Below are 25,989 nucleotides of genomic sequence, written 5' to 3' on the forward strand. Positions count from 1 at the left end.
TCCGTCACCGGCGTTCCCCCAGGAAGTCGAGGATGTGGCCGAACACGTCGAGGGCCGCTCCCCTGCCGAGGAACGTGTCGAGGTGGCCGTAGCCGGGGATCTCGGTGTATCCGACGTCCAGTTGGGGTTGGCGGCGGGCGAGGACGTCGTGGCAGAGCTTCTGGGAGTCCAGCCACAGGCCGTTCTCGCTGCCCGCGAGGAGCAGGACCGGGGTGTCGATGCGGGCCGCCGCGTCCAGGGCGTTCTGCGGGAGCGCCTGGTAGCGCCGGTCGGTGTCGTGCCAGCGCACCACGGTGCGGGCCAGTTCGATGCGGCGCAGGTGCGGCAGGATCCACAGCGGGGCCGGGCCGAGGAGTTCGGCGAGCCGGTCGTGGGTGGTCTCGGTCAGATGCTCGTGGACGAAGAGGCAGGCTCCGGTCCCCCAGGCCGAGTTGTGCAGGATCTGGCAGGTGGGGTCCGGGCAGGTCGCCTTGCGGGAGGCCAGGGCGAACAGCGGGGTGTACCTGGACCACAGGCCGACCTTGCGGATGTCGACCGGGATGTGGTCGATACGGGACTTCAGGAGCTCGCCCGCCAGGGTCATCCGCAGGGAGGTGCGCCCCGCGAGTCGCGGGGTCAGGAACACGCCCTGGGACACCACACCGGCCAGTCCTGGGACCAGGCCCGCCGTCATGCTCAGGGAGAGGGCGAGGGAGCCTATGCAGTGGGCGACCACGAACAGGGGGCGGTCGCCGATGCGCTCGCGGATGTGGCGGACGGCTCCGGGGATGTCGTGGAGGGCGACGTCGTCGTAGGTGTAACGGCGGCCCGTCTCGTTGTACGGGAGTCGGCAGCTGCCTCGCCAGTCGAGCAGCCAGGGCTCGTACCCGTCGTCCAGGAGCACGTCGACCAGGTTGCGGGTCTCGGGCAGCAGGAACATGTCGGCGGAGGCGGTGTGCCCGTGCAGGAGCAGGACGGCGGGGCGGTCGTCGTCGCCGGTGGCGATACGGGTCAGGCCGAGGCGTACGCCGTCGGGGGCGTGGAACGGGATCTCCTCGACCGTCGCCGGGTCGAGGCGGTGGTGCAGCGGGCGCAGAGCCGTGGTGGTCCTGACCCTGCGCAGGGTCGGCCGGGTGGTTGCGGGGTTCGTCGTGCGGAAGATCATCGGCGGGGCTCCGTGGGGGTGGGGGTGCGGCGCAGGTCGAGGAGGTCCGCGGCGGCCCGGGCGAAGGGGCCGAGCAGGCCGCGGCCCATCTCCAGGCCGAACCAGGCGAGCCAGGTCAGCTTCGCGGCGCGCTTCTCCCGGCCGGTCAGCCGCGGGTCGACCTTGATGCCGTCGATCTGGTCGCGCACATAGGAGTCGGCGGGGACGACGACCTCACCGGCCAGGGTCGCCGGTTCGCCCTCCCTGCCCAGTTCCACGGTCAGGGCGCGGGTCTGGCGCCAGACGTCGCGGCGGGCGCGGGCGTACTTGTGGCCCTCCAGCCACCAGCGGCCTCCGTCGCGGTCGGTCAGGTGGAGGCGGTAGCGCAGCAGCGGGTGGCGCAGGCCGTGCTGGTGCGGGATGCCCTCCTCGGGGCGGATCCAGATGTCGCCGCGCTCCACGCTCAGCGGCTCGGGGTGCAGGGCGGGACAGGTGAGTTCACCGCGGACGTCGACGCGACGGTCCGTCACCAGCTGGTGCATGCTCGCGATGGAGAGGGTGAGGGACATCGAGCAGGGCGTGGCCGGGGCGCCGGGAGCCGCGTCGGCACCTACGGGACCGACGCTGCCTTCGGTGGTCTCCGCGAACCACAGGTAGGGCTGGTCCTCCTTGTCCGGGAGGCGGGCGAGACCGTCCTGGGCGAGGCGTTCGAAGGTCTTCAGCTGGGCGCGGGCGTCGTAGCGGGAGGCCGGCGGCAGGCCGAGGGCCTCGACCAGGGCGGTGGTGCGGTCGGACGTGGCGGCCGGGCCCGTGAGGGTCGCCTCGCACAGTTTCAGCGCGGTGGGGCTGTGCAACACACGGGTGAGGAAGGCGAGTTCGGGGACCGGGTCGGCCTGGAGGCGGGCCAGGGTGTCGGCGCGCCACTCGTCCCAGCCCTGCACGCGCACATGCATCCCGCCGAGGGCCATGTCCTGTACGACGTCGTCGAGGGTGTTGGGGACGCCGGTGAGGTTGTAGTCGAAGCCCCAGGCGTCCGGTTCGCAGACGGCGGCGACCGCGACGCGGCTGACCCAGTCGACGGGGGCGGCGTTGAGGTGGCGGAACGCGGGGACGGTACGGAACCGGCCGAAGGCCGAGATGAGGCCGCTGCTGAGGTCCTGGGGGTTGTAGGCGCCGGTTCTGGTGTGGCCGCCGATGCCGCCGGGGCGCAGGGCCGTGACGACCAGGCCGTGGTCACGGGCGCGGCGCAGGGCCACTTCGGCTGTCCACTTGGTCTGGTCGTAGCCGGCGACGAGGCGGTCGACGTGGGCGAGCGGGTCGTCCTCGCCCATGGAGGGGATGCCGACCTCGTTGAAGACGGCGATGGAGGAGATGTGGTGCAGCGGCTTGGGGCGGCCGGTCGCGGCGAGTTCGGCGAGGGTGAGGGCGCCGAGGACGTTGCCGGCCCGCAGCGACTGGTAGCCGCGCAGGAAGTCCACGGCCGCCGCGACGCCGACGACGCTGTCCAGCTCGTGGGCGAGGGTGTGCCAGACGTCCTCGGCCAGGCCCAGGCGCGGGTGGCGGATGTCGCCGGGAAGCACGGTGATGCGGCGGCGGACCTCGGAGGACCACGGCAGCGCATAGCTCTTGAGCGCCTCGCCGAGCCGGGCGACGGCCGCCTCCTCGTCGGCGGCGCGGACCAGGCAGTGGACATGGGCGTCGCTGTGGCGCAGCAGGTCCAGGAGCATGTGGCTGCCGAGGAAGCCGGTGGCTCCGGTCAGCAGGACGCGGCGGGGCGGCAGTGGTTCGGGCGAGGCGATGAAGGGGAGGCGGTCGGCGAGGGCCAGGTCGGCGAGGATCCGGGTGAGGTCTTCGGGGCGGGCCGCGGTGTGCGAGGGGAGGGCGGCGGCCGGAGTGGTCGCCCGGGCGGAGGTCGGGGGGAGGGCCGGGACGGTGGCCGCTACCGGGGTCGGCCGTGTGGTGGGCGTGGCCGGAACCGCCGGAACCGGCGTGGCAGCCGGGCCGACGACGGCGGACGGAACCGGGATGGCAGCCGGGCCGACGACGGCGGACGGCACCGAGGTGGCTCCCGGGGCGCCGGTCCCCGACGGAGCCGGCCGTGCGCCGGGCGCGGCCGACACCGCCGGACCCGACGAGCCGGCCGGGCCGGCCACCACGGACGCAACCGACGAGACACCCGGGGCACTGGTCCCCGGCGGGGCCGGTCGGTCGGCCGGGGCGCTGCTCGCGTGCGGAGCCGGTGTCGTGGGTGCGACGGCTGTGGCCCGTGCGCTCTCCAGCCCTCGCCTGGCGAGGTTGACCGGCCTGGCGTCGGCGAACACCTCGTCCAGGTCGATCTCCATGCCCAGGTCGTCCTCAAGGGCCGCGAGCAGTTCCACCGCCCCGACGGAGGTGCCGCCGGCGTCGAAGAAGTCGGCGTCGGGCGCCAAGTGCCCTGACGGGACGTACCGGGACGCCACCTCGGCGACGGCGGCGGCGAGTGCGTCCACGTCATCGGACGGAGGCACGCCGGCGGGCCCGGCGGTCGAGGGCGTGCTGAATCCGGTCCCGTCGGCGGGGGGCGCCACCGCGCACTCCGGCCGCGTGGACGGCGGCTCCGCCGATCCCGTCACCTTGGCCAGCAGGTCGGTCACGGTCAGGCCGCCGCCACCCCGCTCTATCGCCTCGGCGACGAAGCGCTGGTCGGCGGCTGGTGCCGCGTTGTCGTTCATCTCACGCATGAGAGCCCTTCACGGTGTTGCCCTGCCCCTTCGTCGATGCTGTCCGGACGGCCCCCGGCGGCGCCCATGGCCTCACGGCCGCCGCCAGGAACGGAACATCCGCAGCTGTTCCGGCGTGACCACGGCCTCCAGCCGGTCGTCGTCCTGGTCGCCGCCGCCCAGCGCCGACAGCAGGCGGCGGGCCGGAGCGTTGCGCGGGGTGCGTTCCGCCGTGAGGCGGACCTTCGCGCAGTCGAGTTCCTCGGCGCGGTCGGCCAGCCAGCACAGCAGGCGTTCCTCGACGCCCCGGCCGAGCGCCCGGCAGCTCATCAGCCAGGCCCGCACGTCGATCCGGTCGCCCTCTTGGCGCAGGGCGAGCAGGCCGATCTGGCCGTAGTCGCCGAACCGGTCGCGGGCCGCGGCCGTCCAGACCTCACCGCCTTCCCGCCACCGGGTGACGTCGCCGTCGTCGGCGGAGCGGGCGCGGAGGGTGAACTGGTTGGTGCGGCGGACGAGTTGCTCCGCCCGCTCGACATCGGCATCGGACAGCGGCCGGATGTCGACCTCCAGTTCCAGCTGGTCCAGGAACTCCTCGAAACCGGCCTGCTCACGGATCGCGTCCCGCTCCCGCTCCTGTTCGTAGAACCGTGCGCGCAGCGCGTCCTCGGCAGTGGTCGCCGCGGGCACCAGCGGCCACAACCGGTCCAGGAAGTCGGGCAGTTCGGGCGCCGGCGGGCAGGTCACCGAGAGCACCTGCGGCAGTGCGGCGCGCATCCTGGCGATCTCGGCCGGGTTGTCGTCGAGGAACAGGAAGCTGTCCAGGCCGAGGCCGAGCATGCGCGCCGCCTCGGCCAGGCGGTCCGGTTTGGGACCCCAGGCCGCGGAGAGCACGCTGAAGTGCTCCGCCTTCAACGGGCTGTCCGGGCGCTCCAGCACGGCCCGGACCGTGTCCTCGTCGTTGTTGCTGACCAGCATCAGCAGCGCACCCGCCGCCCGCCACCGCAGCAGTCTGCCGGCGAGCAGGGCCCGCGGGCCGCTCAGGTCGACGGCCTCGGGGCCGCTCTCACCGGCCACGCCGCCCCACAGGGTCTCGTCACCGTCGACCGCGATCACCTTCGGCGCGGGGCGCAGCACCGATCGGACGACCTCGGCGAGGCGCAGCGCCACGGCCGCCTGGAAGTGCGGGGTGAACGGGAGGTGGGCCAGGCGTTCGGTCCGCGCGTCGAACCTGTCCTGCACGGCGTGGTGGCGGGTCCAGTCGTCGGGGCCGAGGACGGCGATGCCGGGTGTGTCGGCCAGGTCGGCCGCGACCTGCTGTTCCCATCGCTCGAAGCGCTCCTCGCGCTGCGCGGTGGGCAGGAAGCCGACGATCAGCGCGGTGCGGGTGCGTTCGGCCACGGCGCGCAGGGCGGCCGGGTAGGCGGTGCGCAGTTCGGCGAGCAGCGCGTCGTCGACCGGGCCGAAACGTCGCAGGTCCGCCGCCCGCAGCAGGACGACGCCCACCGTCGTGGCCCGGTCGACGAACACGCCGGACGGGTCGCGCAGGCTCGCGAGCACGTGGTGGTAGGGGGCCTCGGCGACCGTCGTCCGGCTGCCGTCCCCGGCGGACTCGTCGACCGCCGTCCCGCACATCCGGGGCAGATTGCCGAGGGCGAAGGTGGCCGCGAGGGCGAGGGAGCGGGTCGGCGCGGCGGCCGGGTCCGGTTCCGTGGCCTCGGCCATCGCCGGCTTCGTACGGACCGTTGGTTCCGTGGCCTCGGCCGTCGCCGGCTTCGTACGGACCGTTCCCGTCGGGTCGTCCGCCGTCCGGGCGAGCAGGCCGAGCAGTTCCTCGCCCAGCCCGGCGACCGTCTCGGCGTCCAGGATGTCGAGGTTGTGGTCGAGGCGGATCCGGCCCGCGTCCGGCGTCATGGTGATCATCAGGTCGAGGTCGGAGTAGCCCGTGCCGGCCGGGAGCACCTCCAGCCGGGACAGCCGCCCCGCGGCTCGGACGTAGTTGAAGTAGACCTCCACCAGCGGTGCGTTCGCCCGGTGCAGCCCCTCCCGGGCCAGCGCCGGCAGCACGTCGGAGAACATGGCGCCCTTGGTCAGGATCCTCTCCAGACGCCCGTCGGTGCGGCGCAGCACCTCTTCGATCCGCTCCCCTGCGTTCGCCTCGGCGGGGAAGGGCACCGGCACGCCGAAGAAGCCCACCGCGTCGTAGGCGTCGGCGTGGATGCGGGTGTCCACGGGCACGGCCAGGACGAAGCGTTCACGCTCGCGTTTCCTGGCCAGCAGGACGGTCAGGGTGCCGAGGCAGAACGCGGCGGGTGTCACGGCGAGGCGGCTCGCTGCTGCCGAGACGCGGGCCATGAGTCCGTCGGGGATCGCGACGGTGACGCTGCCCGCGCGGTACGAACGGGTCTGCGGGCGGGGCCGGCTCAGGGTCAGGTCGAGCCGCTCACTGCCCTGGAAGGCCGCTCGCCATCGGCTCGCGCCGGCCGGGCCGTCGGCTTCCCCGGCGGCCTGATCGCCGCCCTGCTGGGCCTGGATCAGCAGCGCGATGTCCCGGTTGTCGACCGTGTCGTCGAGCGTGGCACCCGACAGCTCGGCGTCGATCTCGCCGGCCACGAGCAGCAGCGACTGCAGATCGCTGACGGCGTGGTGGGCGCCGTAGACCAGGATCTGGCCGCGCACGCCGCCGTCCAGCAGCTCGAAACGCCACAGCGGCGCGGACGCCAGGTCGAACGGCGGCTCAAGCAGCTCGCGCAGCCGGTGGGCGGCGTCGAAACCGGTGTCGTCGGCCACGGCCGTCCAGCGCAGCGGCGGTTCGGGCAGTGCGCGGTCCACCCTCAGTCGGCGGCCGCCCTCGTCGGTGACGACGGCGGTGCGCAGGGCGGCGTGACGTGCGGCGAGGCGGGTGAGGATGCCGGTGAGCGTCTCGCGGGTGGTCGGCGTGGTGAGACGTACGGCCAGGCCGACGGCGTGGGCCGCGCCGGGCATGCCGGGCGGGGCGCTGCGCAGGAGCCGTACGACGTCGCGGGTGGCGGGGTGCAGTTCGGTGGCCGGTACGTCAGGGGCGTCGTGCGGTTCGTCCGGCTGGGTGGTCAGCCGTTCGGGCAGCGCCGTGGCGAGGCTCTGGGCGAGACCGCGGACGTCGGCGGCGGAGAATACGGTCGCGGCGGGCAGTTCGACGCCGAGTTCGCGGGCGAAGGCGTTGCGCAACCGCACCAGCATCAGGGAGTCGAGGCCGAGTTCCTTCAGCGCCGTGGTCGCCGAGACCTGGACGGCGCCGCCGGAGACCTCGCCGACGCGGGCGCGTACGTATGCCTGCAGTCGTACGGTCCGCTCGGTGTCGGTCGTCGCCGCGAACACCTTCGCGACGAGGTCGTCCGTGCCGGGCGTGCTCAGGGGGGCGGTGACCAGCTCGGCCAGGATCGGGCGGGTGCGGGCCGTGTCCGGGTCGAGGGACAGCAGCTCCCGGTCGAGGGCCAGGGGGGCGAGCTGACGGCGGGCAGTGGGCCAGACCCGGTCGAGGAGTTCGCCGCCGTCCTGGGCGGAGAGGGCGACCAGCCCGGAGCGGGCCGTCTGGGTCTCGCGGACGCCGGACTCGGCCACCATGCCGACTCCCGACCAGGCGCCCCAGTCCAGGCTCAGGGCCCGGCGGTCGTCGCGGGAGAGGTGGTGGGCCCAGGCGTCGAGGAAGGCGTTCGCCGCCGAGTACGGGCTCTGCCCGGCCGAGCCGAGCAGACCGGCCGCCGACGCGAACAGTACGAAGTCCCGTGCCTCCGGTGCCAGTTCGGTGAGCAGTGCGGTGCCGAGGACCTTGGGGGCGAGGACGCGCAGGACGCGCTCGTCGGTCAGGTTGGCGATCGTGGCGTCGTCGAGGACACCCGCCGCGTGGACGACCCCGGCGATCGGGCCGAGCGTGCGGCGTACGGCGTCCAGGGCTGCGGTGAGAGCGGCGCGGTCGGCGACGTCCGCGCGGGCCACGACCACGGTCACGCCTCGTTCTTCGAGCCCCTGGATCCACTCGTGGGCGTCCGGGGTGGGCGCGCTCCGGCTCATCAGGGCGAGTCGGCGTGCGCCCCGGCGGACCAGGCGATCGGCGACGACCCGCCCGAGTCCGCCGAGGCCGCCGGTGATCAGGTACGCACCGTCCTCGGTGATCGCGCCGTGGCCGCCGTCGTCGGGGCGGGTCCGGGTCAGCCTGGGCACCAGCCGGCCGGGGCCGCGCAGGGCGACGAGCCGTTCGTCGTCGGCGTGCCGCAGCTGGGTCCACAGGGCGTCGCCGCCGTCCGTGGGCGGCAGGTCGACGAGGGTGGTCCGCAGTTCCGGGTGCTCCTGCGCCAGGGCGAGGCCGAAACCCCAGGCCAGCGCCTGCTGAGGATGGGTCACCTGGCCGCTGTCACCCGCTGCCTGGCTGCCCCGGACGACGACGAAGAGGCGAGGTGCCGGGCCGCTGCTCCGGTCCGCGAGGGCACGCACGAGGTGCAGGGTGCCCAGGCAGCACAATCGGGCCGCCTCCTCGGCGGTGCCGCGGTCCTGGATCGCGGGCGCGTCGAGCGCGGACAACTGCACGATCCGCTCGGGTGGTTCGTTCCCGAAGGCCTCGTCGAGGAGGCGGGTCAGATGCCGCGGATCGGCCGGGTCGAGGACGTAGCGGCCGGCGCCCTCGGCCGCGAACTCCTCGCCGCGGCGGGCGACCACGCAGGGCACCGAGGTTGCCGGCAGCCGTTCGACGAGGTCCGATGCCATGCCCGATTCGTCGGCCAGGATCAGCCAGCTGCCTTGCGTGGGCGGCTCCGCGGCGGCCGGCCGGGGTCGCCAGCGGGTCTCGAACAGGGCGCCGTCCAGGGGTGAGAGCGCGGCCAGCCGGACCTCGTGCGCCTCCAGCAGCAGCCGGTCCTTCTCGTCGTACAGGCGAAGGTCGAGCGTGACGGTGTCGCCCGAGACGGACCGCAGTTCACAGGTCACCCAGGCGGGGGTGGTGCGCAGGCCGGTGTGGTGGAGGCGTGCGACGCCGGCGGGGACGAACGCCCGTCCCCGGGGTGCGTCTTCGGGCAGTGCGGCCGTGTGGAAGGCGGCGTCGAGGACGGCCGGGTGCAGCAGGTGGCCGGCGGCGGGCCTGTCGGTCAGTCGCGCGAGGCTCGCGGAGCGGGTGCGCCGACCCGAGCGCAGGCCCCGGAAGGCGGGGCCGTAGTCGATGCCCAGGGCGCCGAGGGCGGCGTAGACCGCCGGCAGGTCCGCCGGCTCCGTGCACCGTGCGCGCAGTTCGGCGAGCGCCTCGCCCGAGTCGGTGGCGGATGCGGCCGACGTGACGGCGATGCGACCGCTGACGTGGTGCTCCCAGCGTGTGCGGGGTCCGCGGTCGGCGGGCGCCGAGGCGATGGTGAAGTCCCGCACGCCGTCGACGGCGGGACGCAGGACCAGTTGCAGCAGCGTCGGCCGGGACTCGTCCAGGCGCAGCGGCCGGACGAACGTGACGTCGGTGAGCCGTACGTCGCCGGAGTCCCGCACGGTCGTCGCGGCCTCCAGCGCCATGGTGAGGAAGGCGGCGCCCGGCAGCCATGTCTCACCGGTGACCCGGTGGTCGCTCAGATAGGCGAAGCGGCCGTCGCGCAGGTCCACCTCGCTCTGGAAGAGGTGCCGGTCGGTCTCGTCGCTGGCCTCGATGTGTGTCCCGAGCAGGGGTGAAGCGCCGGCCGCTGCCGCCGGGGCGGGCGCGAGCCAGTGGCGTTCCCGGTCGAAGGCGTAGGTCGGCAGGTCGACGCGGCGGCCCGTCGGGAACAGTGCCGGCCAGTGGGGCGTGTGACCCGCCGTGTACAACGCGCCCAGCGCGCGCAGGAGTACGTCCCGTCCGCCGTGCTGCCGACGCAGTGTGCCGACGCTCACCGCGTCGACGCCGGCCTCGGCCGCGACCGCCTCGATGGCCGAGCCGAGCGAGGGGTGGGGGCTCAGCTCGACGAAGTAGCGGTGGCCGTCGTCCAGCATGCGGCGGATGGTGTCCGCGAAGCGGACCGGCTCGCTGAGGTTGGCGTACCAGTAGGCGGGGTCCAGGTGGTCCGCGGCCACGGGCCGGGCGAGCACCGTGGAGTACAGCGGGGTGTCGGCGCGTGCGGTCGGGGCGGCCGGGAGGCGACCGATCAGCTCGTCGCGCAGCGGTGCCATCAGCGGGGTGTGCGAGGCGAAGGGGGTCGACAGCGGCCGGGACTCGATCCCCAGCGCGTCGAGGCTTCGGCGGAACTCGGCCAGGGCGTCACCGTCGCCGGAGACGGCCGTGGAGTGGGGGCTGTTGACGGCGGCGACGAACAGCCGGCCGGTGTAGGGCGCGAGCAGTTCCTCGACGCGCGGGTGCGGCAGGTCCAGGGACAGCATGCCGCCCTTGCCCGCGACGGGTGCGACGGTCCCGGCACGGCCGGTCACCACCGCGACGGCGTCGTCCAGGCCGAGGGCGCCCGCGCTGTACGCGGCGGCGATCTCCCCCAGGCTGTGGCCGACGACGGCGTCCGGACCGACGCCGAGCGAGCGCCAGGCGGCCGTCAGTGCCGCGTTCACGGCGAACAGCGCGGGCTGCAGGTACTCGGTGCGTTCCAGCGGGGAGAACTCCTCCGGCGCCCATAGCGCGTTGAGCACGGACCAGCCGGCGTGCCGTCGCACCGCCTCGTCGATCCGGGTCAGCTCCTCGCTGAACGCCTGCGAATCGGCCATCAGGTCCAGGCCCATGCCCGGCCACTGACCGCCGTGTCCGGCGTAGACGAAGGCGACCTTGCCGGTCTGCTCCTCCCGCGGCGGTGCCGGCGTGATGCGTCCGTCGGCCAGCTCGGCGAGGACGGCGCGCAGTTCCTCACGGTCTTCGGCCATGACCGCCGCGCGGTGTTCGAAGTGACCGCGGTGGCGGGCGAGGGTGTGGGCGACGTCCGGCAGCGGGGCGGGGTCGGCGGCGAGGTGACGGGCGAGGGCCGCGGCCTGTCCGCGCAAGCCCGCATCGCTGCGGGCCGAGAGCACGAACAGCCGCTTCGCGCGCGGTGCTTCGGCCTCGGGCGCCTCGCCCGCGGGCCCGCTCTCCGGCGCCGGGGCCTCCTCCACGATCACATGGGCGTTGGTGCCGCTGATCCCGAAGGCGCTCACGCCCGCTCGCCGCACCCGCTGCGTCGACGCGGGCCAGGCCACTTCTTCCCGCAGCAGGCTCAGTCCGCTGCCGGCCCAGTCGACGTGGCGGCTGGGTGTGTCGGCGTGCAGGGTGCGCGGAAGGGTGTGGTGGCGCAGCGACTGCACGACCTTGATCAGGCCGAGCACTCCGGAAGCGGCCTGGGTGTGGCCGACGTTGGACTTCAGCGAGCCGAGATGAAGCGGGCGGCCCGGCGGACGTGTGGTGCCGAAGACCTCCGCGAGGGCGTTCGCCTCGATCGGGTCGCCGAGGGTGGTGCCCGTGCCGTGGGCCTCGACGTGGTCGATGTCGGCGGCGCGCAGGCCGGACTGTTCGAGCGCGCGCCGGATCACCCGCTCCTGCGCGGGGCCGTTCGGTGCCGACAGGCCCTGACTGCGGCCGTCCTGGTTGACGGCGGTGCCGCGCAGCACGGCGAGGACCAGGTCCCCGTCGCGTCTGGCGTCGCTCAGTCGTTTCAGTACGACCATGCCGGCGCCCTCCGCCCAGATGGCTCCGTCGGCGGTGTCCGAGAAGGAGCGGCAGCGGCCCGTCGGCGACAGGCCGCGCAGTCGGCTGAACTCGACGAAGGTCTGCGGTGTGACCATCAGGGTGACTCCACCCGCGAGCGCGAGGTCGCACTCGCCCGCACGCAGCGCCTGTGCCGCCAGGTGGACGGCCACCAGTGAGGAGGAGCACGCGGTGTCCACCGTGAGGGCGGGACCGTTCAGCCCGAGCGTGTAGGCGAGCCGGCCGGAGGCCACGCTCAGGGCAGAGCCGGTGCCCACGTAGCCGTCCAGTTGGTCGAGCCGGGTGCCGGAGAGGTAGTCGCTGCCGAACATGCCGACGTACACCCCGGTGGTGCTGCCTGCCAGGTCGGCGGGGACGATCCCGGCGCGCTCCAGCGACTCCCAGGCCGTCTCCAGAAGCAGGCGCTGCTGGGGGTCCATGGCCGCCGCCTCCTTCGGGGTGATGCCGAAGAAGCCCGCGTCGAAGGAGTCGATGTCGTCGAGGAAGCCGCCCTCGCGGGCGTAGGACTTGCCGGGGGCGTCCGGGTCGGGGTCGTACAGCGACTCGACGTCCCACCGGCCCGCCGGGAACGGCCCCACCTCGTCCCGGCCCTGAGCCACCAGGCGCCACAGGCCCTGCGGGTCGGTGACCCCGCCGGGCAGGCGGCAGGCCATGGAGACGAGGGCGATCGGCTCACCGGAGGTGATCGCGGGCGGCTGTGCCGCCCGTCGGTCCGTCCGGGTCGAGAGGGCCGGCACCCCGGTCAGCAGGTACTCGGTGAGGCGGGCCGGGGTGGGGTGGTCGAAGAGCAGGGTGGCGGGGAGCTTGGTGCCGACGCGGGCGCTGATGCGGTTGCGCAGGTCGACGGCGGTCACCGAGTCCATGCCGAGGTCGCGCAGCGGCTGATCGGGGCGGACGGACCGGGGTGAGCGCAGGCCGAGGGCGTGGGACGCCTCCTCGCTGACCAGGGCGAGAACGCGTGCGGCGCGTTCGGACTCCGGGAGGCGGGCCAGGCGGTCCGCCAGAGTGCGTGCGCCCGCGCGGTCGGTGCGGGGCGTGGGGAGCAGGGAGCGCCACAGGCCGCCCGTCGGTGCGGCGGACCGCAGCCGGGGCAGGTCGAGGGCCCAGGCGACCGCGTGCGCCATGTCGCGCCGCAGGGCCAGCTCGGTGAGTTCGCGGCCCTGGTCCGGGGTGAGGGCGCGGTGGCCGAGGCGGGCCATCCGCTCCAGGTCGGCGTGCTCGGCGGCCAGCCCCTCCCCCGCCCAGGCGCCGAAGGAGATCGAGACCCCGGGCAGACCCGACGCCCTTCGGTGGTGCGCGAGTTGGTCGAGGAAGGCGTTGGCGGCGGCGTAGTTGGCCTGACCGGGGCTCCCGGCCACGCCCGCCGCGGAGGAGACCAGCAGGAAGAGGTCGAGCGGCAGGCCGGCGGTGAGCCGGTGCAGGTGGGCGGCGCCGTCGACCTTGGGGCGCAACACCTGTGCGAGGCGCTCGGGGGTCAGCTCGGCCAGCACGCCGTCGGCGAGGACGCCGGCGCAGTGCACCACGCCGCGCAGGGGCGACTCGCCCCCGCAACGGTTCAGTACGTCCGCCACGGCCGCCGCGTCGGCGACGTCGCACGCGGCGATCTCGACCTCGGCGCCGAGCGCGGTCAGTTCGGCGGTGACCGCGGCCGCGCGGGGGTCGCGATCGCCCTGACGGGAGGTCAGCAGCAGGCGGCGGGCGCCGTTCTCGGCGAGCAGACGGGCGATGTGGCTGCCCACCGCGCCGAGTCCGCCGGTGATCAGGACCGTGTCGGCGGTGGGGACCGGGACGGAGCGCTCGGCGGCCGACGCGCGGGCGCGCACCAGGCGTGGTGCGGACAACTGGCCGCCCCGCAACGCGAGTTCGGGCTCATCGGTGTGGGCGACGGCCGAGCGCAGCGACGGTTCGCCCCCGTCGACGTCGAGCAGGGTGAGCCCCAGGTCCGGGTGCTCCGCGCGGGCGCTGCGGGCCAGGCCCCACAGCACCGACTGGGCGTACCCGGGGACCGCGTCGCCGGCCGCGGCGGCGATCGCCCCGCGCGTCACCCAGACGGTGCGCGTGGGCGCTTCGTCCGGCGGGAGGGCGACCAGGGCCTGGAGTTCGGCGAGTGCCGTGGCGGCCAGGTCGTGGGCTGCGGTTTCCGGTGCGGTGCCGGTCGGCGGGCGGGGCCAGAGGCGTACGACGGTGTCGGCGCCCTCGTCGGTGACCGGGACGCCCGCCGCGCGCAGGTCGCTCAGGGCGGCGGCGACGGCCGGGTCCGCGGGGTCGCCGTGCACCGCCCACGCCGTCGCGGGTGTCTCGGCCGGCTTGTCCGGCAGGGTGGTCCACGCCACCTCGTACAGGTGCCGGGCGTTCTCCGACCGGTTCAGATCGGCGGGGCTCACCGCCCGCAGGCGGACCCCCTCCAGGCGGCCCGCCGGGAAGCCGTCGTCGTCCCAGAGGCCGATGTCCAGGGTGAGGTCCGTGTCGGAGCCGCCCGTGCGGTGCACGGACGCGGTCAGGTCCGTCGCGCCGCCGGGCGGCAGGACACAGCGGGCCACCGCGACCGGGAGCAGCACCCGCCGGTCGGAGGCGTCGAGGGCGGCGGCCACCTGCAGGGCGGCGTCCAGCAGCGCCGGGTGCACCGGATAGGGGTCGGCCGTGTCGCGGGCCACCGGCGGCAGTGAGAGGCGGGCCAGCAGCATCTCGTCGCCGGTCGCGACGGCCTGCCGTACGCCCTGGAATGCGGGGCCGTAGCCGAGGCCGAGTGCGGTGAGCCGCTCGTAGGTGTCCTCGCTCCAGGCCGGTTCGACGGTCTCGGGCCAGGTCGGTGGGGCGTCGGCCGAGTCGGTGGCGGGTGCGGCGGCGGACGCGGTGGCGTGCAGGGTCCAGTCCGCCGGGTCCTGACCGCGCGGCCGGCTGTGGACCGTGATCTCCGGTGCGGTCCCGGCGGTGGTCACCTCGACGGACACCTCGACGGTGCCGTTCTCGGGCAGGGTGAGCGGGGCGAGCAGGAGCAGGTCGGTGACGTCGGCGGGGGCGTCCGGGCGGGCCACCGCGAGGGCGGCTCGGCACAGTTCCATCAGGGTCGTGCCCGAGACCACGGTCCGGCCGAAGACGGTGTGGTCGGGCAGCCAGTCGGCGGTGGCCCGGGACCACTCGTCGCGGAAGGTCCAGCGGGTCGCGTCCGCCGACCGGAGCTGGACGCCCAGCAACGGGTGAGCGGCGCGGTCGAGGAGGCCGGGAGTGGTGGCCGAGGCGGCGGGTTCGGTCCAGTGGCGCTGGTCGTCCCAGGCGTAGGTCGGCAGGTCGGCGGGGCCGGTGTGCGGGACCAGGCGGCGCCAGTCGACGCGCCGTCCGTGTACGTGGAGTTCGGCCGCGGCGCGGTCCAGGCAGGCGGGCCCGTCCTCGTCGCGGCGCAGCGATCCGACGGCGACGAGGTCCTCGTCGACGGTGTGCAGGGCGGTGAGCAGCGACGGGTGCGGGCCGAGTTCGACGAAGCAGCGGTAGCCGTCGGCCACCATGCGTTCGACGGTGGCCGAGAAACGGACGGGTTCGCGCAGGTTGGTGTACCAGTAGTCGGCTTCGAGTTCACCGGTGACGGGCTCGCCCGTGACCGTGGAGTACCAGGCCACGGACGTCGGGCAGGTGGTGATGCCGTCGAGTTCGTCGAGGACGGTGGCGCGGACCGGTTCGACCTGGGCGCTGTGCGAGGCGTAGTCGACGTCGAGCCGGCGGACGAAGACCTGTTGCCGTTCGAGGTCGCGGAGCAGTGCCTGCACGGCGTCCACGGTCCCGGCGACGACCGTCGAGCGGCCGCTGTTGACGGCGGCCACGCCGATCGTGCCGTCGAGGCCGGCGAGCCGGTCCTCGACGTCGGCGTGCGGCAGGCCGACGACGGCCATCGCGCCGGTGCCGGAGAGCTCGGTCAGGGCCTGGCTGCGCAGAGCGACCACAGCCGCCGCGTCGTTGAGGCCGAGCGCCCCGGCGACGCAGGCCGCGGCCACCTCTCCCTGGCTGTGTCCGACGACCGCGTCCGGCCGGACGCCCCGGGCCCGCCACACGGCGGCGAGCGACACCATCACCGCGAAGAGCACCGGCTGGACGACGTCGACGCGGTCCAGCAGCGGGGCGCCTTCGTCGCCGCGCAGGACGGATGCCACCGACCAGCCGGTGAAGGGGCGCAGGGCGGCGTCGCAGCGGTCGAGTTCGTCGGCGAACACCGGATCGCGGTCGAGCAGGTCCTGCGCCATGCCGGTCCACTGCGCCCCCTGGCCGGGGAAGACGAACGCCAGCTTGCCGGTCCGGCCGGCCTGGCGCGGGCCGGTGATGCCGGCCGCGTCGGACTCGGCCTCGGCCAGAGCCCGCAGTGCGGTGAGCAGTTCGTCGCGGTCGCCGGCCTGCACGACGGCCCGGTGCTCGAAGTGGGTGCGGTGGTGGGCCAGGGTGGCCGCCACGGCGGGGAGCGCCGGCTCGGGCTGTCCGGTGAGGCTTTCGCGCAGGCGGTCGGCCTGTCGCCGCAGCGCGGGGAGGGTGCGGGCGGAGAGCGGGAAGAGGGTGGGGCCGGGGAGGATGCCAGGGGCCGAGGGCTGTTCCTCGGGGGCTTCCTCCAGGACCACGTGGGCGTTGGTGCCGCTGATGCCGAACGCGCTCACGCCGGCGCGGCGTGGGCGTTCGGGGTCGCGGGGCCACGCCTGGGCCTCGCGCAGGAGGCGCAGACCGGCGTGCGCCCAGTCGATGTGTTCGGTCGGGGAGTCGGCGTGCAGGGACGCCGGTATCCGTTCGTGGTGGAGGGCCAGTACGGTCTTGATGACGCCTGCGATGCCCGCGGCGGCCTGGGTGTGGCCGATGTTGGACTTCAGGGAGCCGATGCCGAGGGGGCGGTCGGCCGGGCGGTCGGGTCCGAAGACGGCGGACAGGGCCCGGCCTTCGATGGGGTCGCCCAGCCGGGTGCCGGTGCCGTGGGCCTCGACGTGGTCCAGGTCGTGCGGCCGGAGCCCGGCCGCGTCGAGGGCCGCGCGCACCACCCGTTCCTGAGCGGGCCCGTTGGGGGCGCTCAGGCCCTGGCTGCGGCCGTCCTGGTTGATCGCCGAGCCCTTGACGACCGCGAGGATCCGGTCGCCGTCGCGACGCGCGTCCGCGAGCCGCTTGAGCAGCAGCACGCCGCAGCCCTCGGCCCACACCACTCCGTCGGCGTCCGCCGAGAAGGGGCTGCACCGCCCGGACGGCGAAAGCCCGCGCAGCCTGCTGAACTCGACGTGCCCGCGCGGGGTCACCAGCAGGCTCGCGCCGCCCGCCAGCGCGAGGTCGCACTCACCGGCGGCCAGGGCCCGTGCCGCCAGGTGGAGGGCGACCAGGGACGACGAGCAGGCGGTGTCGACGGTGACGGCGGGGCCCTGGAGGCCGAGGGTGTAGGCGATACGGCCGGACGCCACGCTGCCGGCCGAGCCGGTGCCGACGTGCCCGTCGAGCTGGTCCAGGGAGGCGGCGGCCAGGTATCCGCTGTCGTACAGGCCGATGTAGACGCCCGTGGGGCTGCCGTTGAGTGTGTCCGGGACGAGGCCGGCCCGTTCGACGGCCTCCCAGGCGGTCTGCAGCAGCAGCCGTTGCTGGGGGTCCATGGCCGCCGCCTCGCGTGGCGAGATCCCGAAGAAGCCGGCGTCGAAGCGGTCGATGCCGTAGAGGTAGCCGCCGCGCAGGGAGTACGCCTTGCCGGTCGCGTCCGGGTCGGCATCGAGCAGCGCCCGGGTGTCCCAGCGCCCTTGCGGGGCGTCGGAGATGACGTCTTCCCCGGCGGCGAGCAGCCGCCAGAGCGCCTCGGGGGTGTCGGCGCCGCCGGGGAAGCGGCAGGCCATGGAGATGATCGCGATGTCGTCGGCGGCCCGCACGGCCGTGTCCCCGGTGGCGGCAGACACCGCTGGGGCGCCGGCGGGGGTGTCGTCGAACACCGCCTCCGCGAGCGCGGCGACGCTGGGGTGGTCGAAGACGAGGGACGGGTCCAGGGCACGACCGGTCAGCGCCGACAGTTCGGCGGCCAGCGTCACCAACTGCCGTGAACCGAGGCCGAGTTCGGCGATCGGCCGGTGCGGGTCCACCGCCAGCGGGTCGAGCCCCGCCGCCTCGGCCACGGCCGGTTCCAGCCAGGCCCGCACCTCCTGCGGTGTCGTCAGCAGGGGGCCGGGGGACTGCTTCGGGGACTCGTGCGCAGGCATCTAGACAGGTGTCCTCGTGAAGGGTGGACAAAGGAGAGGGCGGCGGCCCTACGGCGGGCAGGGCGCACGCGCCGTACAGCCGCCGCGGGCGACGCGACGCGGCGGAGTACGACGGTGGCGGCGGTGTCAGTCGAGGGCGGGTTCCTCGATGACGGCGAGGGTGCCGTTCAGGTAGGCCGCCCGGGAGGCGTGGCGCTGGATCTTCCCGCTGGAGGTCTTGGGAATGGTGCCGGGCCGGACGAGGACGACCTCACGCACCGGCAGGCCGTGGGCCTCGCCGATTCCGCTGCGGACGACGTCGATGATCTTCTCTGCCTCGGACGCCGAGTCCGGTGCGATCTCGGCGACGACGACGGCCTGTTCGCCGCCGGTTCCGACGCAGTCCGGCGTTCCCCCGTCGACGGAGAACGCCGCGGTGCAGCCGGGGCGCAGGGCCGGATGGGCCATCTCGGCGGTCAGCTCCAGGTCCTGCGGGTAGTGGTTGCGTCCGTCGACGACGATGAGGTCCTTCAGGCGGCCGGTGACGAAAAGCTCGCCGGCACACAGGAACCCGAGGTCGCCGGTGCGCAGGAAGCGGCCCTCGTGGCCGGGCAGCGTGGCGCGGAAGGTCTCGCGGGTGGCGAGGGCGTTGCGCCAGTAGCCCTTGGCGACGCTCGCACCGCGCACCCAGATCTCGCCGACCTCGCCCTCGGGCAGTTCCTCGCGCCGTTCGGGGTCGACGACGGCGACCGTGACGCCGGGTCCGGGGCGGCCGGAGCTGACGGCCGCGGCGTCGGCCTCGCCGGCGTGCGGGCCGGTGTGGGGGGCCTGGAGCAGGGTGGGCGGGGTGTGGACCGTGCCGCCGGTGACCATCAGGGTGGCCTCGGCCAGGCCGTAGCAGGGATAGAGGGCCTCGCGGCGGAAGCCGGCCGGGGCGAAGGTGTCGGCGAAACGGCGCAGGGTGGCGGCGCGTACGGGTTCGGCGCCGTTGAAGGCGACCTTCCAGCTGCTGAGGTCCAGGTTGTCGAGCAGTTCGGGCCCGGCGTGCTTGAGGCAGAGCTCGTAGGCGAAGTTGGGGCCGCCGCTCGTGTGCGGGCGGTAGCGGCTGATGGCGGTCAGCCAGCGTCCGGGCTGCTGGAGGAAGTGCAGCGGGGAGAAGAGGGTGGCGGTCGCGCCCAGGTGGAGGGTGTTGAGGACCGGACCTATGAGGCCCATGTCGTGGTAGACGGGCAGCCAGCTGACGAACATCTCGTGGCGGTACTCGTCGACGACGTCCGGTGTGTGGCCCATGCGCTCGCTGATCACCCGCGCGTTGTCCAGCAGGTTCTGGTGGGTGACCACCACGCCGCGCGGTGCGGCGGTGGAGCCCGAGGTGTACTGCAGGAAGGCGACCGAGTCGGCGGTGACACGGGGATCGTGCCAGGAGGCGGCGGCCTCGTCGGGGATGTCCTCGGTGGCGACGCGGATGACGTCGGCGAGCTCGGGCAGGTGCTCGGTCGCGCCGGCCAGCGCGGTGATCACCTCGCGGCCCCCCAGGATCACCTTGGCGTCGGCGTCGGCGATGAGCCGCTTCATCCGGGTCAGGGCGCGGTGGTTGTGACCACGTCCCTGCGGCGGAACACCTGGTACGGCCACGACACCGGCGGCCAGGCAGCCGAGGTAGCCGCAGACGAAGTCCAGACCCGGCGGGTACAGCAGCATCGCCCGGGTGCCGGTGAGGCCGCGTTCCTGCAGCCAGGCCGCGACGGCCCGGGAGCGTTCGGCGAGACGGGCGTAGGAGATCTCCTGGACCTCCCCGTCGCAGTCGCCGGTGACGAGGAAGCGGTAGGCGGTCCGGTCGGGGTGGTGCGCGGCATGCGTGGTCAGGAGATCGACCAGGGAACGAACCATAGTGCGAGTCTCACCTGTCTGGATCGGTGGGCGAGGAACTGGAGTTCGAGGGTCACGTGTGAACCACGTGCAGACGCCCGGCCGGACCCGGCCCCCTTGCCGGACGTTCCGCCTCGACGACCCGCCGAGGAGCCATGGCGCCGACGCGCCGCTCCCCGCACCCCCCCGTTCAACTTGCTACCGGCGAGTAGCACCCTAGCAAGCCCGTCCGGTTCGATGGACCGAACGAACGTAAACTCTACGTGTCCGTCGGATGGTTGACGAAGCCAGGGCTCCCCACAGGTCCACCACGACCCGCACACCAGGACAGGCGAAGGCCCGGACACCCGATACCGCTCAATGTCCGGGCCCCACGGGCAGGGCGGGGTCAGCCGCCGTTCAGTCGCGCACGCAGGAGCGCCTTGCCCAGTTCGGCACCCTTGCGGCTGTCCGCCTGGGCCTTGCGGAACAGGTCGGCCACCTCGGCGTCCTTCTCGCGCTCGGCGTCTTCGATGTAGGTCTCCAGCCGCAGCGCGTTGCTCAGGCATGCCTCCACGTACCAGATCAGGTTGTAGTCCTTGTCCTGCGTACCGGTCACACCACCGGTCTCCGTGCCGCTGGTCATTCGGACCTCCTCCGGCGATCGATCTCGTTCCTGGACCCGCCGAGTACCCGCCGCCCGAACGGACACACCGCACGGAGGGCGCCATTCCCGCGCAATCCCGCGACGCCGAGGACATCCCCCCAGGGTCATGACAAAGGCGTCGGTCAAGAGCGGGCAACTGGGCCAACTCCCCCTTGCTTCAAGGCATCTCCGACAGATGACGCAAGTGTGAGCAGAGTCCCGTCACTTTCGAAGCGATGTGTTGATCGACCGTGCGAGATCGGTCGATGACGGTGTGTACTGTGCTGCGAGCGCCTCGCCCCACGGCACCGGACCCCACCCTGCCCGACTGATCCCGACCGACCCTGGGAACCGACTCGATGATCGAAACACCGGACCTGGTGACCGGCGGTCTCGCCGTCGGCGCGCTGTCCGCGCTCGCCCTGGGCTGCGGTCTGCTGCGCACGCTCCGCCAACGGGACCGGCAGCGTGCGGAGATCGCCGCACTGCGCAGCCGACTCGACGGCGTCCTGCGGACGTTCACGGCCGAGATCGAACATCTGGCGGCTCACCGGTTGCCCGCCGCCGCCGCACAGCTGGCGCATCCCCATGTCCCCGTGCCTGGCCCGCTGCACCCGCAGTCCGCGGGGACACCGCTGGGCCACGCGCTGGACCAGGTACTGACCGGCCTGCGCACCGAGCTGACCGCGCAGCGCACCCGGATCGACGCCGCCGCGCAGGCGGGCATGCGCGGGGCCACACGCGAGATACAGGCGGCCCTGTACCGGCTGCAGGACGCGCTGCGCGGGCTGCAGCAGCAGTACGACGAACCCGAGTTGGCGCAGACCCTGTTCGAACTGGACCACGAGAACGAGCAGTCGTTGCGGCGCGCGCAGGTCACGGCCGTGGTGTGCGGTGCCTGGGTCGGACTCGCCCGCGAGGAGTCGCACGTGGTGGACGCCGTGACGGGTGGCCAGGCCCGGCTGGCGGGCTATCACCGGGTCCGGGTCCACAACCACCTGGCGGCGGGTACGGCCCTGGTCTCCCACGCCGTGGAACCGGTCGCGATCATCGTCGCCGAACTCCTCGACAACGCCCTGCGGCACTCCGCGCCGGACACCGACGTCGTCGTCGACCTGGAGCACGTCCATCACGGCGTCTGCGTCACGGTCGACGACGCGGGCCTGGGCATGACGCGGGACGAACGCGCCCGGGCGCAGCGGCTGGTGGCCGGGGCCGAGCCGATCCTCCTCACCGAACTGGGCGACCCACCGCGCATGGGGCTCGCCGCGATCGGCCAGCTGACCCGGCAGTTCGATCTGAGCGTGGACGTGTCGTCGCCGTCGCCGTACGGCGGCGTGCGGGCGGTGCTGCGGGTCGACAGCCGTCTGCTCAGCCGGATCGACCCCGAGGAGCGGCCACCGGCCGCGAGCGCGCCCCGCTCCACGCGCAGGGCCGCCACCGGACCGTCCACCGGGGCGCCGGGCGCCACGCCCGCCGCGTCCGCGGGCGAGGCCCCCGACGACCCGCACGGCAAGGCTTCCGCGGCCTCCCACGGACACGGCGCCGAGCCTGATGCGGGCGTCCGCGACGCCCCGTCCGGGCATCCCGCCTCCCGCGACACCGCCGGCCTTCCGCAACGCCGACGCCGTACGCGGGTGACGGCATCGTCCGCCGACTCGCCCGCGCCACGCCCCGCCGGGCGCCGTCCCGAGCAGGCCGCCGCCGCCCTGGGCGCGTTGCAGGCCGCCACGTCCGCGGCCCGGTCGGCGGCCGGCGAGCGCAGCGGCGACACCGCGACGGCCGTACCCGAAGCCACGGCCATAAACACGAGCAACGACACGGACACCGACCGGACCGACCAGCACCACGAGGACGAAGGGGGAACGGCTCGATGACCAGCCGCGACGCGGGAGACACGGCATGGGTGCTCGAACCGATCCTGCAGGTGCCGCACGTGGTGGCCGCCGTACTGCTCACGCGGGACGGTCTGGTGACCGGGTACACGGACGCGCTCAGCCGGGCCTCGGCCGAGCGGGTGGCCGCCATCACCAGCACCGTGCAGGGAGCGTGCCGGACGGCGGCGGCCGCGTTCGCCGACCGGGACCGGGCCGAGGTGCGGCAGGTCGTCATCGAGTCGGACCACGGGTACGTGCTGATCGTGCCGACGGACCACGGGACGTGCGTGGCCGCGTACGGGGACGAGGAGGTGCGCCTGGACCTGCTCGCGCACCGGGTCCACTCACAGGTGGCCCGGATGGGCGAGAAGGCGATGACCGCCGTGCCCCGAGGCGCCGAGGGCGGCGCGCCGGCATGACCGGCCGCCGTGCCGGCCGCCCTCTGGTTCCCGCGTATCTGTCGACCGGCGGTGTGGCCCGGCCCAGCCGTCCCCACCTGGAACGGCTGTCCCTTCTCATGAGCACCCGCGGCGCCGTCCCCGCCGGGCTGCCGGCCGCCCAGCTCGCCCTGCTGGACGCGCTGGACGGCGGCTTGCTGACGGTGGTGGAGGCCGCGGCGCTGCTGCGGTTGCCGGTGTCCGCGGTGCGTGTCCTCGCGGCCGAACTCATCGACCGGGACCTGGTACTGGCCCGTGCGCCCATCCCGCCCGCGGCACGCTTCGACCCCGACCTGCTGAAGAGAGTGGCCGATGGCCTTCGCGCCCTCAAACACCCCGGGTGACGCCCCCACCCGCGACACGGCGGCCCCGCGCGCGGACGTCCACCTGCCCGACACCGCCCGGGACCTGGTGAAGATCCTGATCACCGGCCCCTTCGGAGTGGGCAAGACGACCCTGATCGACTCGGTCTCAGAGATCCGGCCCCTGCACACCGAGGAACCGCTCAGCGAGGCGTCGGCGCGGGTGGACGATCTCGCCGGGGTGCGGGACAAGACGACCACCACCGTCGCCGTCGACTTCGGGCGGATCAGCCTGCCCGGCGGCGTCGTGCTGTACCTGTTCGGCACACCCGGCCAGGAGCGGTTCCGTGCGCTGTGGGACGACATCGCGTACGGGGCGCTGGGCGCCCTCGTCCTGGTCGACACCCGTCGGATCGACGCGTCCTTCGACGTGCTGGGTCTGGTGGAGGAGACGGGCCTGCCGTACGCGGTCGCCTTCAACACCTTCCCGGACGCGCCCCGCCACCACACCGAGGACCAGCTGCGCGCGGCCCTGGACCTGGAGGCGGGCACACCCATGGTCACGTGTGACGCCCGGGTCGCCGACTCGTCCGTGGACGCGCTGCTCGCGCTGGTCCAGCACCTGATCGACCGTCACACTCCGGAGGAACGGTGACCACCCACTCCCCCGACCGGCACGTCTTCGCCCGCTCGGCACCCGTACGCCTGTGGGAGGACGGCTTCGCGCTCGATCCGAACCCGTACTACGAGGCCCTGCGCGCCCAGGGGCCGGTCGGCTGGGGCGAGTTGGCGCCGGGCGTACCGGCGTACGTGGTCACCTGCCGGCGCGCGGCACTGGATCTGCTGCACGACACGGACACGTTCTCGCACGACCCGCGGCCCTGGGAGTCGACGGTCGCCGACGACTCGCCGGTCCTGGGCATGATGCGCTGGCGGCCCAACACGCTGTTCGCCGACGGCGCGGCCCACGCCCGCTACCGCACCTCGCTGATCGACACCTTCGACCGGATCGAACCGCACGACCTGCGTGCGCGGGTGCATCGGGCGGTGCGGGTGCTGGTGGGCCGGTTCGGGCCCGAGGGCAGGGCGGACCTGGTGGGCGAGTTCACGCGCCCGCTGATGGCGCTGGTGTTCAACGACCTGTTCGGACTGCCGGACAGCCACGGCGACCGCCTGCACCTGGCACTGGGCAAGATGATGGAGGGCGGCGCCGAAGCGGCCGAGGGAGAGGCCGAGTTCGGCGGCTACGTGCTGGAGCTGATCGCGGCCAAGACCGAGCGGCGGGGCGAGGACCTGCCCAGCCGGCTGCTGGACCACCCCGCGCAACTCACCGCGGAGGAGGTCACCTGGCAGGTGTTCCTCACCCTCGGTGCCGGGTACGAGCCGACCGCCAACCTGGTGTCGAACGCGCTGTCCCGCGTCCTCGGCAACCCGCGGTACTACTCCACCCTCACCAGCGGCGCCCGCCCCGTGACGGACGCGGTGACGGAGGTGCTGCACCACGAGACGCCGCTGGCCAACTACGGCATCCACTATGCCCGCAGGCCCGTCTCCTTCCACGGCGCGTGGATCAGGGCCGCGGTGCCGGTGGTCGTCTCCTACGGGGCGCTCGCGCTCCAGGACGACCCGCAGGGCAGGGGAGGTCCGACCGTCGCCGAGCCGGAGGCCGCGGGCCGGCGCCACCCCAGGGACGCCTCGCACCTGTCCTGGTCGGCGGGCCCGCACGCCTGCCCGGTCCGGCAGCACACGCTGCTCATCGCCACCGAGGCGATCGAGCGGCTCACCCAGTGGCTGCCCGATCTGGAGCCGGTCCTGCCGCGCGAGCGCCTGACCTGGCGGCCCGGCCCCTTCCACCGCTCGTTGACGTCCCTGCCCGTCCGGTTCAGCCCTCGCTCCCCCGACCAGCCAGGAGTCGCCTCGTGACCGTGACCGACCGCACCGAACGCTTCGCCGTCGACCCGTTCGGCGCCGACATCCCCGGCGAGAGCGCACGGTTGCGCGCCCTCGGCCCGATCGTGCCGGTGGAGCTGCCCGGCGGCATCCCCGCCTGGGCGCCGACGACCTACGACACCCTCAGGGAACTCATCCTCGACCCGCAGGTCAGCAAGGACCCCCGGCTGCACTGGAGGCTGTGGCCGGAGGTGGGCGAGCACCCCTCCTGGGGCTGGATCCTGGGCTGGGTCGGCGTGGTCAACATGCTCTCGACGTACGGCGCCGACCACACGCGGCTGCGCAAACTGGTCGCGCCGAGCTTCACCCAGCGGCGTACGGAGAAGATGCGGGCGCGTGTGGAGGCCATCACCACGGAGCTGCTCGACGCGCTCGACGCCCCCGACGGCGAGGCAGCCGCGGTGGTCGACCTGAAGGCCGCCTTCGCACATCCGCTGCCGATGCGGATGATCTGCGAACTGTTCGGCGTTCCCGACGAGTTGCGGGAGGCGACCGGGGCGCTCATCGCGTCCATCATGGACACCTCCGACCCGAGCCCGGAGCACGCCGCGTTCGTGCAGCAGCAGATCGGTACGGTGCTGCCTGCGCTGATCGCCCACCGCACCGAGCATCCCGGGGACGATCTGACGACCGAGCTGATCCGGGTGCGCGACGAGGACGGCGACCGGCTCAGCGACGAGGAGTTGCTGTACACGCTGCTGCTGGTGATCGGTGCCGGTTTCGAGACGACCGTCAACCTGATCGGCAACGCGGTCGTCGCCCTGCTCACCCATCCCGAGCAGCTGGCGGCCGTGCGGTCCGGGCAGATCGGCTGGGACGCGGTGGTCGACGAGACGCTGCGGGTGCATCCGTCGATCGCGGCGCTCCCCCTGCGCTTCGCCGTCAGTGACATCGAGGTCGGCGACGTGACCGTTCCCGCCGGGGACGCCATCATCACCACGTTCGCCGCCGCGGGACTGGACCCCGCGCACTACGGGCCGGACGCGGACGCCTTCGACGCCACGCGCGGGGCCGACGACCATCTGGCGTTCGGGATCGGTGTGCACCGGTGCATCGGGGCTCCGCTGGCCCGGGTGGAGGCCCTGACGGCGTTGCCCGCGCTGTTCGACCGCTTCCCCGGCCTGAGCCTGGCCGTGGAGGGGGAGGAACTGCGTCAGGTGCCGTCCTTCATCGCGTTCGGCTGGCAGCAGATCCCCGTGCGGCTGCGCGAGGGATGACACGCCGACCCGGGGACGCGACCGGTCCCCCGTTCCGGTCGTGTCCCCGCGGCGCAGTCGAAC

Annotated in this window: 11 protein-coding genes; 6 read left to right on the plus strand and 5 right to left on the minus strand. The window is 74.0% G+C overall.

Annotated elements, in window-relative coordinates; genetic code table 11:
• Window positions 1-4: 4 nt before the first annotated feature.
• From ACWCPI_RS34095 to ACWCPI_RS34115, 5 genes are all read right to left on the minus strand, one after another.
• The gene (locus tag ACWCPI_RS34095) at window positions 5-1,144 is read right to left on the minus strand and encodes an alpha/beta hydrolase (protein ID WP_451041821.1); all 1,140 of its coding nucleotides are present in this window, start codon (window positions 1,142-1,144) and stop codon (window positions 5-7) included.
• Window positions 1,141-3,843: a thioester reductase domain-containing protein gene (locus ACWCPI_RS34100; RefSeq protein ID WP_451041822.1), complete on the minus strand. Its 2,703-nt coding sequence runs from the start codon at window positions 3,841-3,843 to the stop codon at window positions 1,141-1,143. The genes ACWCPI_RS34095 and ACWCPI_RS34100 overlap by 4 nt, the downstream gene beginning before the upstream one ends.
• Before the next feature lie 72 nt (window positions 3,844-3,915).
• Window positions 3,916-17,670: an SDR family NAD(P)-dependent oxidoreductase gene (locus tag ACWCPI_RS34105; protein WP_451041823.1), complete on the minus strand. Its 13,755-nt coding sequence runs from the start codon at window positions 17,668-17,670 to the stop codon at window positions 3,916-3,918.
• A 126-nt stretch (window positions 17,671-17,796) separates the two neighbouring features.
• Window positions 17,797-19,539, minus strand: a complete 1,743-nt coding sequence (locus tag ACWCPI_RS34110; protein WP_451041824.1) for a fatty acyl-AMP ligase — start codon at window positions 19,537-19,539, stop codon at window positions 17,797-17,799.
• Between the two features lie 367 nt (window positions 19,540-19,906).
• Window positions 19,907-20,143 carry a hypothetical protein gene (locus tag ACWCPI_RS34115; RefSeq protein WP_388796234.1) on the minus strand — a complete coding sequence of 79 codons (237 nt, stop codon included), beginning with the start codon at window positions 20,141-20,143 and terminating at the stop codon, window positions 19,907-19,909.
• A 359-nt stretch (window positions 20,144-20,502) separates the two neighbouring features.
• Between ACWCPI_RS34115 and ACWCPI_RS34120 the strand changes: the two genes are divergently transcribed.
• From ACWCPI_RS34120 to ACWCPI_RS34145, 6 genes are read left to right on the plus strand one after another with little or no spacing between them, the layout of a single operon-like run.
• Window positions 20,503-22,020 carry an ATP-binding protein gene (locus tag ACWCPI_RS34120; RefSeq protein ID WP_451041825.1) on the plus strand — a complete coding sequence of 506 codons (1,518 nt, stop codon included), beginning with the start codon at window positions 20,503-20,505 and terminating at the stop codon, window positions 22,018-22,020.
• Window positions 22,017-22,439, plus strand: a complete 423-nt coding sequence (locus ACWCPI_RS34125; RefSeq protein ID WP_451041826.1) for a roadblock/LC7 domain-containing protein — start codon at window positions 22,017-22,019, stop codon at window positions 22,437-22,439. Before ACWCPI_RS34120 ends, ACWCPI_RS34125 begins: the two co-directional genes overlap by 4 nt.
• Window positions 22,436-22,801 (plus strand): DUF742 domain-containing protein, encoded by a 366-nt coding sequence (locus tag ACWCPI_RS34130; protein ID WP_451041827.1) that lies wholly within the window; start codon window positions 22,436-22,438, stop codon window positions 22,799-22,801. The genes ACWCPI_RS34125 and ACWCPI_RS34130 overlap by 4 nt, the downstream gene beginning before the upstream one ends.
• Window positions 22,770-23,414 (plus strand): GTP-binding protein, encoded by a 645-nt coding sequence (locus ACWCPI_RS34135; protein ID WP_451041828.1) that lies wholly within the window; start codon window positions 22,770-22,772, stop codon window positions 23,412-23,414. Before ACWCPI_RS34130 ends, ACWCPI_RS34135 begins: the two co-directional genes overlap by 32 nt.
• Window positions 23,411-24,682 carry a cytochrome P450 gene (locus ACWCPI_RS34140; RefSeq protein WP_451041829.1) on the plus strand — a complete coding sequence of 424 codons (1,272 nt, stop codon included), beginning with the start codon at window positions 23,411-23,413 and terminating at the stop codon, window positions 24,680-24,682. Before ACWCPI_RS34135 ends, ACWCPI_RS34140 begins: the two co-directional genes overlap by 4 nt.
• Window positions 24,679-25,926: a cytochrome P450 family protein gene (locus tag ACWCPI_RS34145; RefSeq protein WP_451041830.1), complete on the plus strand. Its 1,248-nt coding sequence runs from the start codon at window positions 24,679-24,681 to the stop codon at window positions 25,924-25,926. The genes ACWCPI_RS34140 and ACWCPI_RS34145 overlap by 4 nt, the downstream gene beginning before the upstream one ends.
• Window positions 25,927-25,989: the final 63 nt, after the last annotated feature.

The organism is Streptomyces sp. NPDC001920 (assembly GCF_053594495.1).

Excerpts from the sequence above, each read along its gene's own strand:
- ACWCPI_RS34095 (WP_451041821.1), bottom strand. The coding sequence starts at position 1,144 with ATGATCTTCCGCACGACGAACCCCGCAACCACCCGGCCGACCCTGCGC.
- ACWCPI_RS34100 (WP_451041822.1), bottom strand. The coding sequence starts at position 3,843 with ATGCGTGAGATGAACGACAACGCGGCACCAGCCGCCGACCAGCGCTTC.
- ACWCPI_RS34105 (WP_451041823.1), bottom strand. The coding sequence starts at position 17,670 with ATGCCTGCGCACGAGTCCCCGAAGCAGTCCCCCGGCCCCCTGCTGACG.
- ACWCPI_RS34110 (WP_451041824.1), bottom strand. The coding sequence starts at position 19,539 with ATGGTTCGTTCCCTGGTCGATCTCCTGACCACGCATGCCGCGCACCAC.
- ACWCPI_RS34115 (WP_388796234.1), bottom strand. The coding sequence starts at position 20,143 with ATGACCAGCGGCACGGAGACCGGTGGTGTGACCGGTACGCAGGACAAG.
- ACWCPI_RS34120 (WP_451041825.1), top strand. The coding sequence starts at position 20,503 with ATGATCGAAACACCGGACCTGGTGACCGGCGGTCTCGCCGTCGGCGCG.
- ACWCPI_RS34125 (WP_451041826.1), top strand. The coding sequence starts at position 22,017 with ATGACCAGCCGCGACGCGGGAGACACGGCATGGGTGCTCGAACCGATC.
- ACWCPI_RS34130 (WP_451041827.1), top strand. The coding sequence starts at position 22,436 with ATGACCGGCCGCCGTGCCGGCCGCCCTCTGGTTCCCGCGTATCTGTCG.
- ACWCPI_RS34135 (WP_451041828.1), top strand. The coding sequence starts at position 22,770 with ATGGCCTTCGCGCCCTCAAACACCCCGGGTGACGCCCCCACCCGCGAC.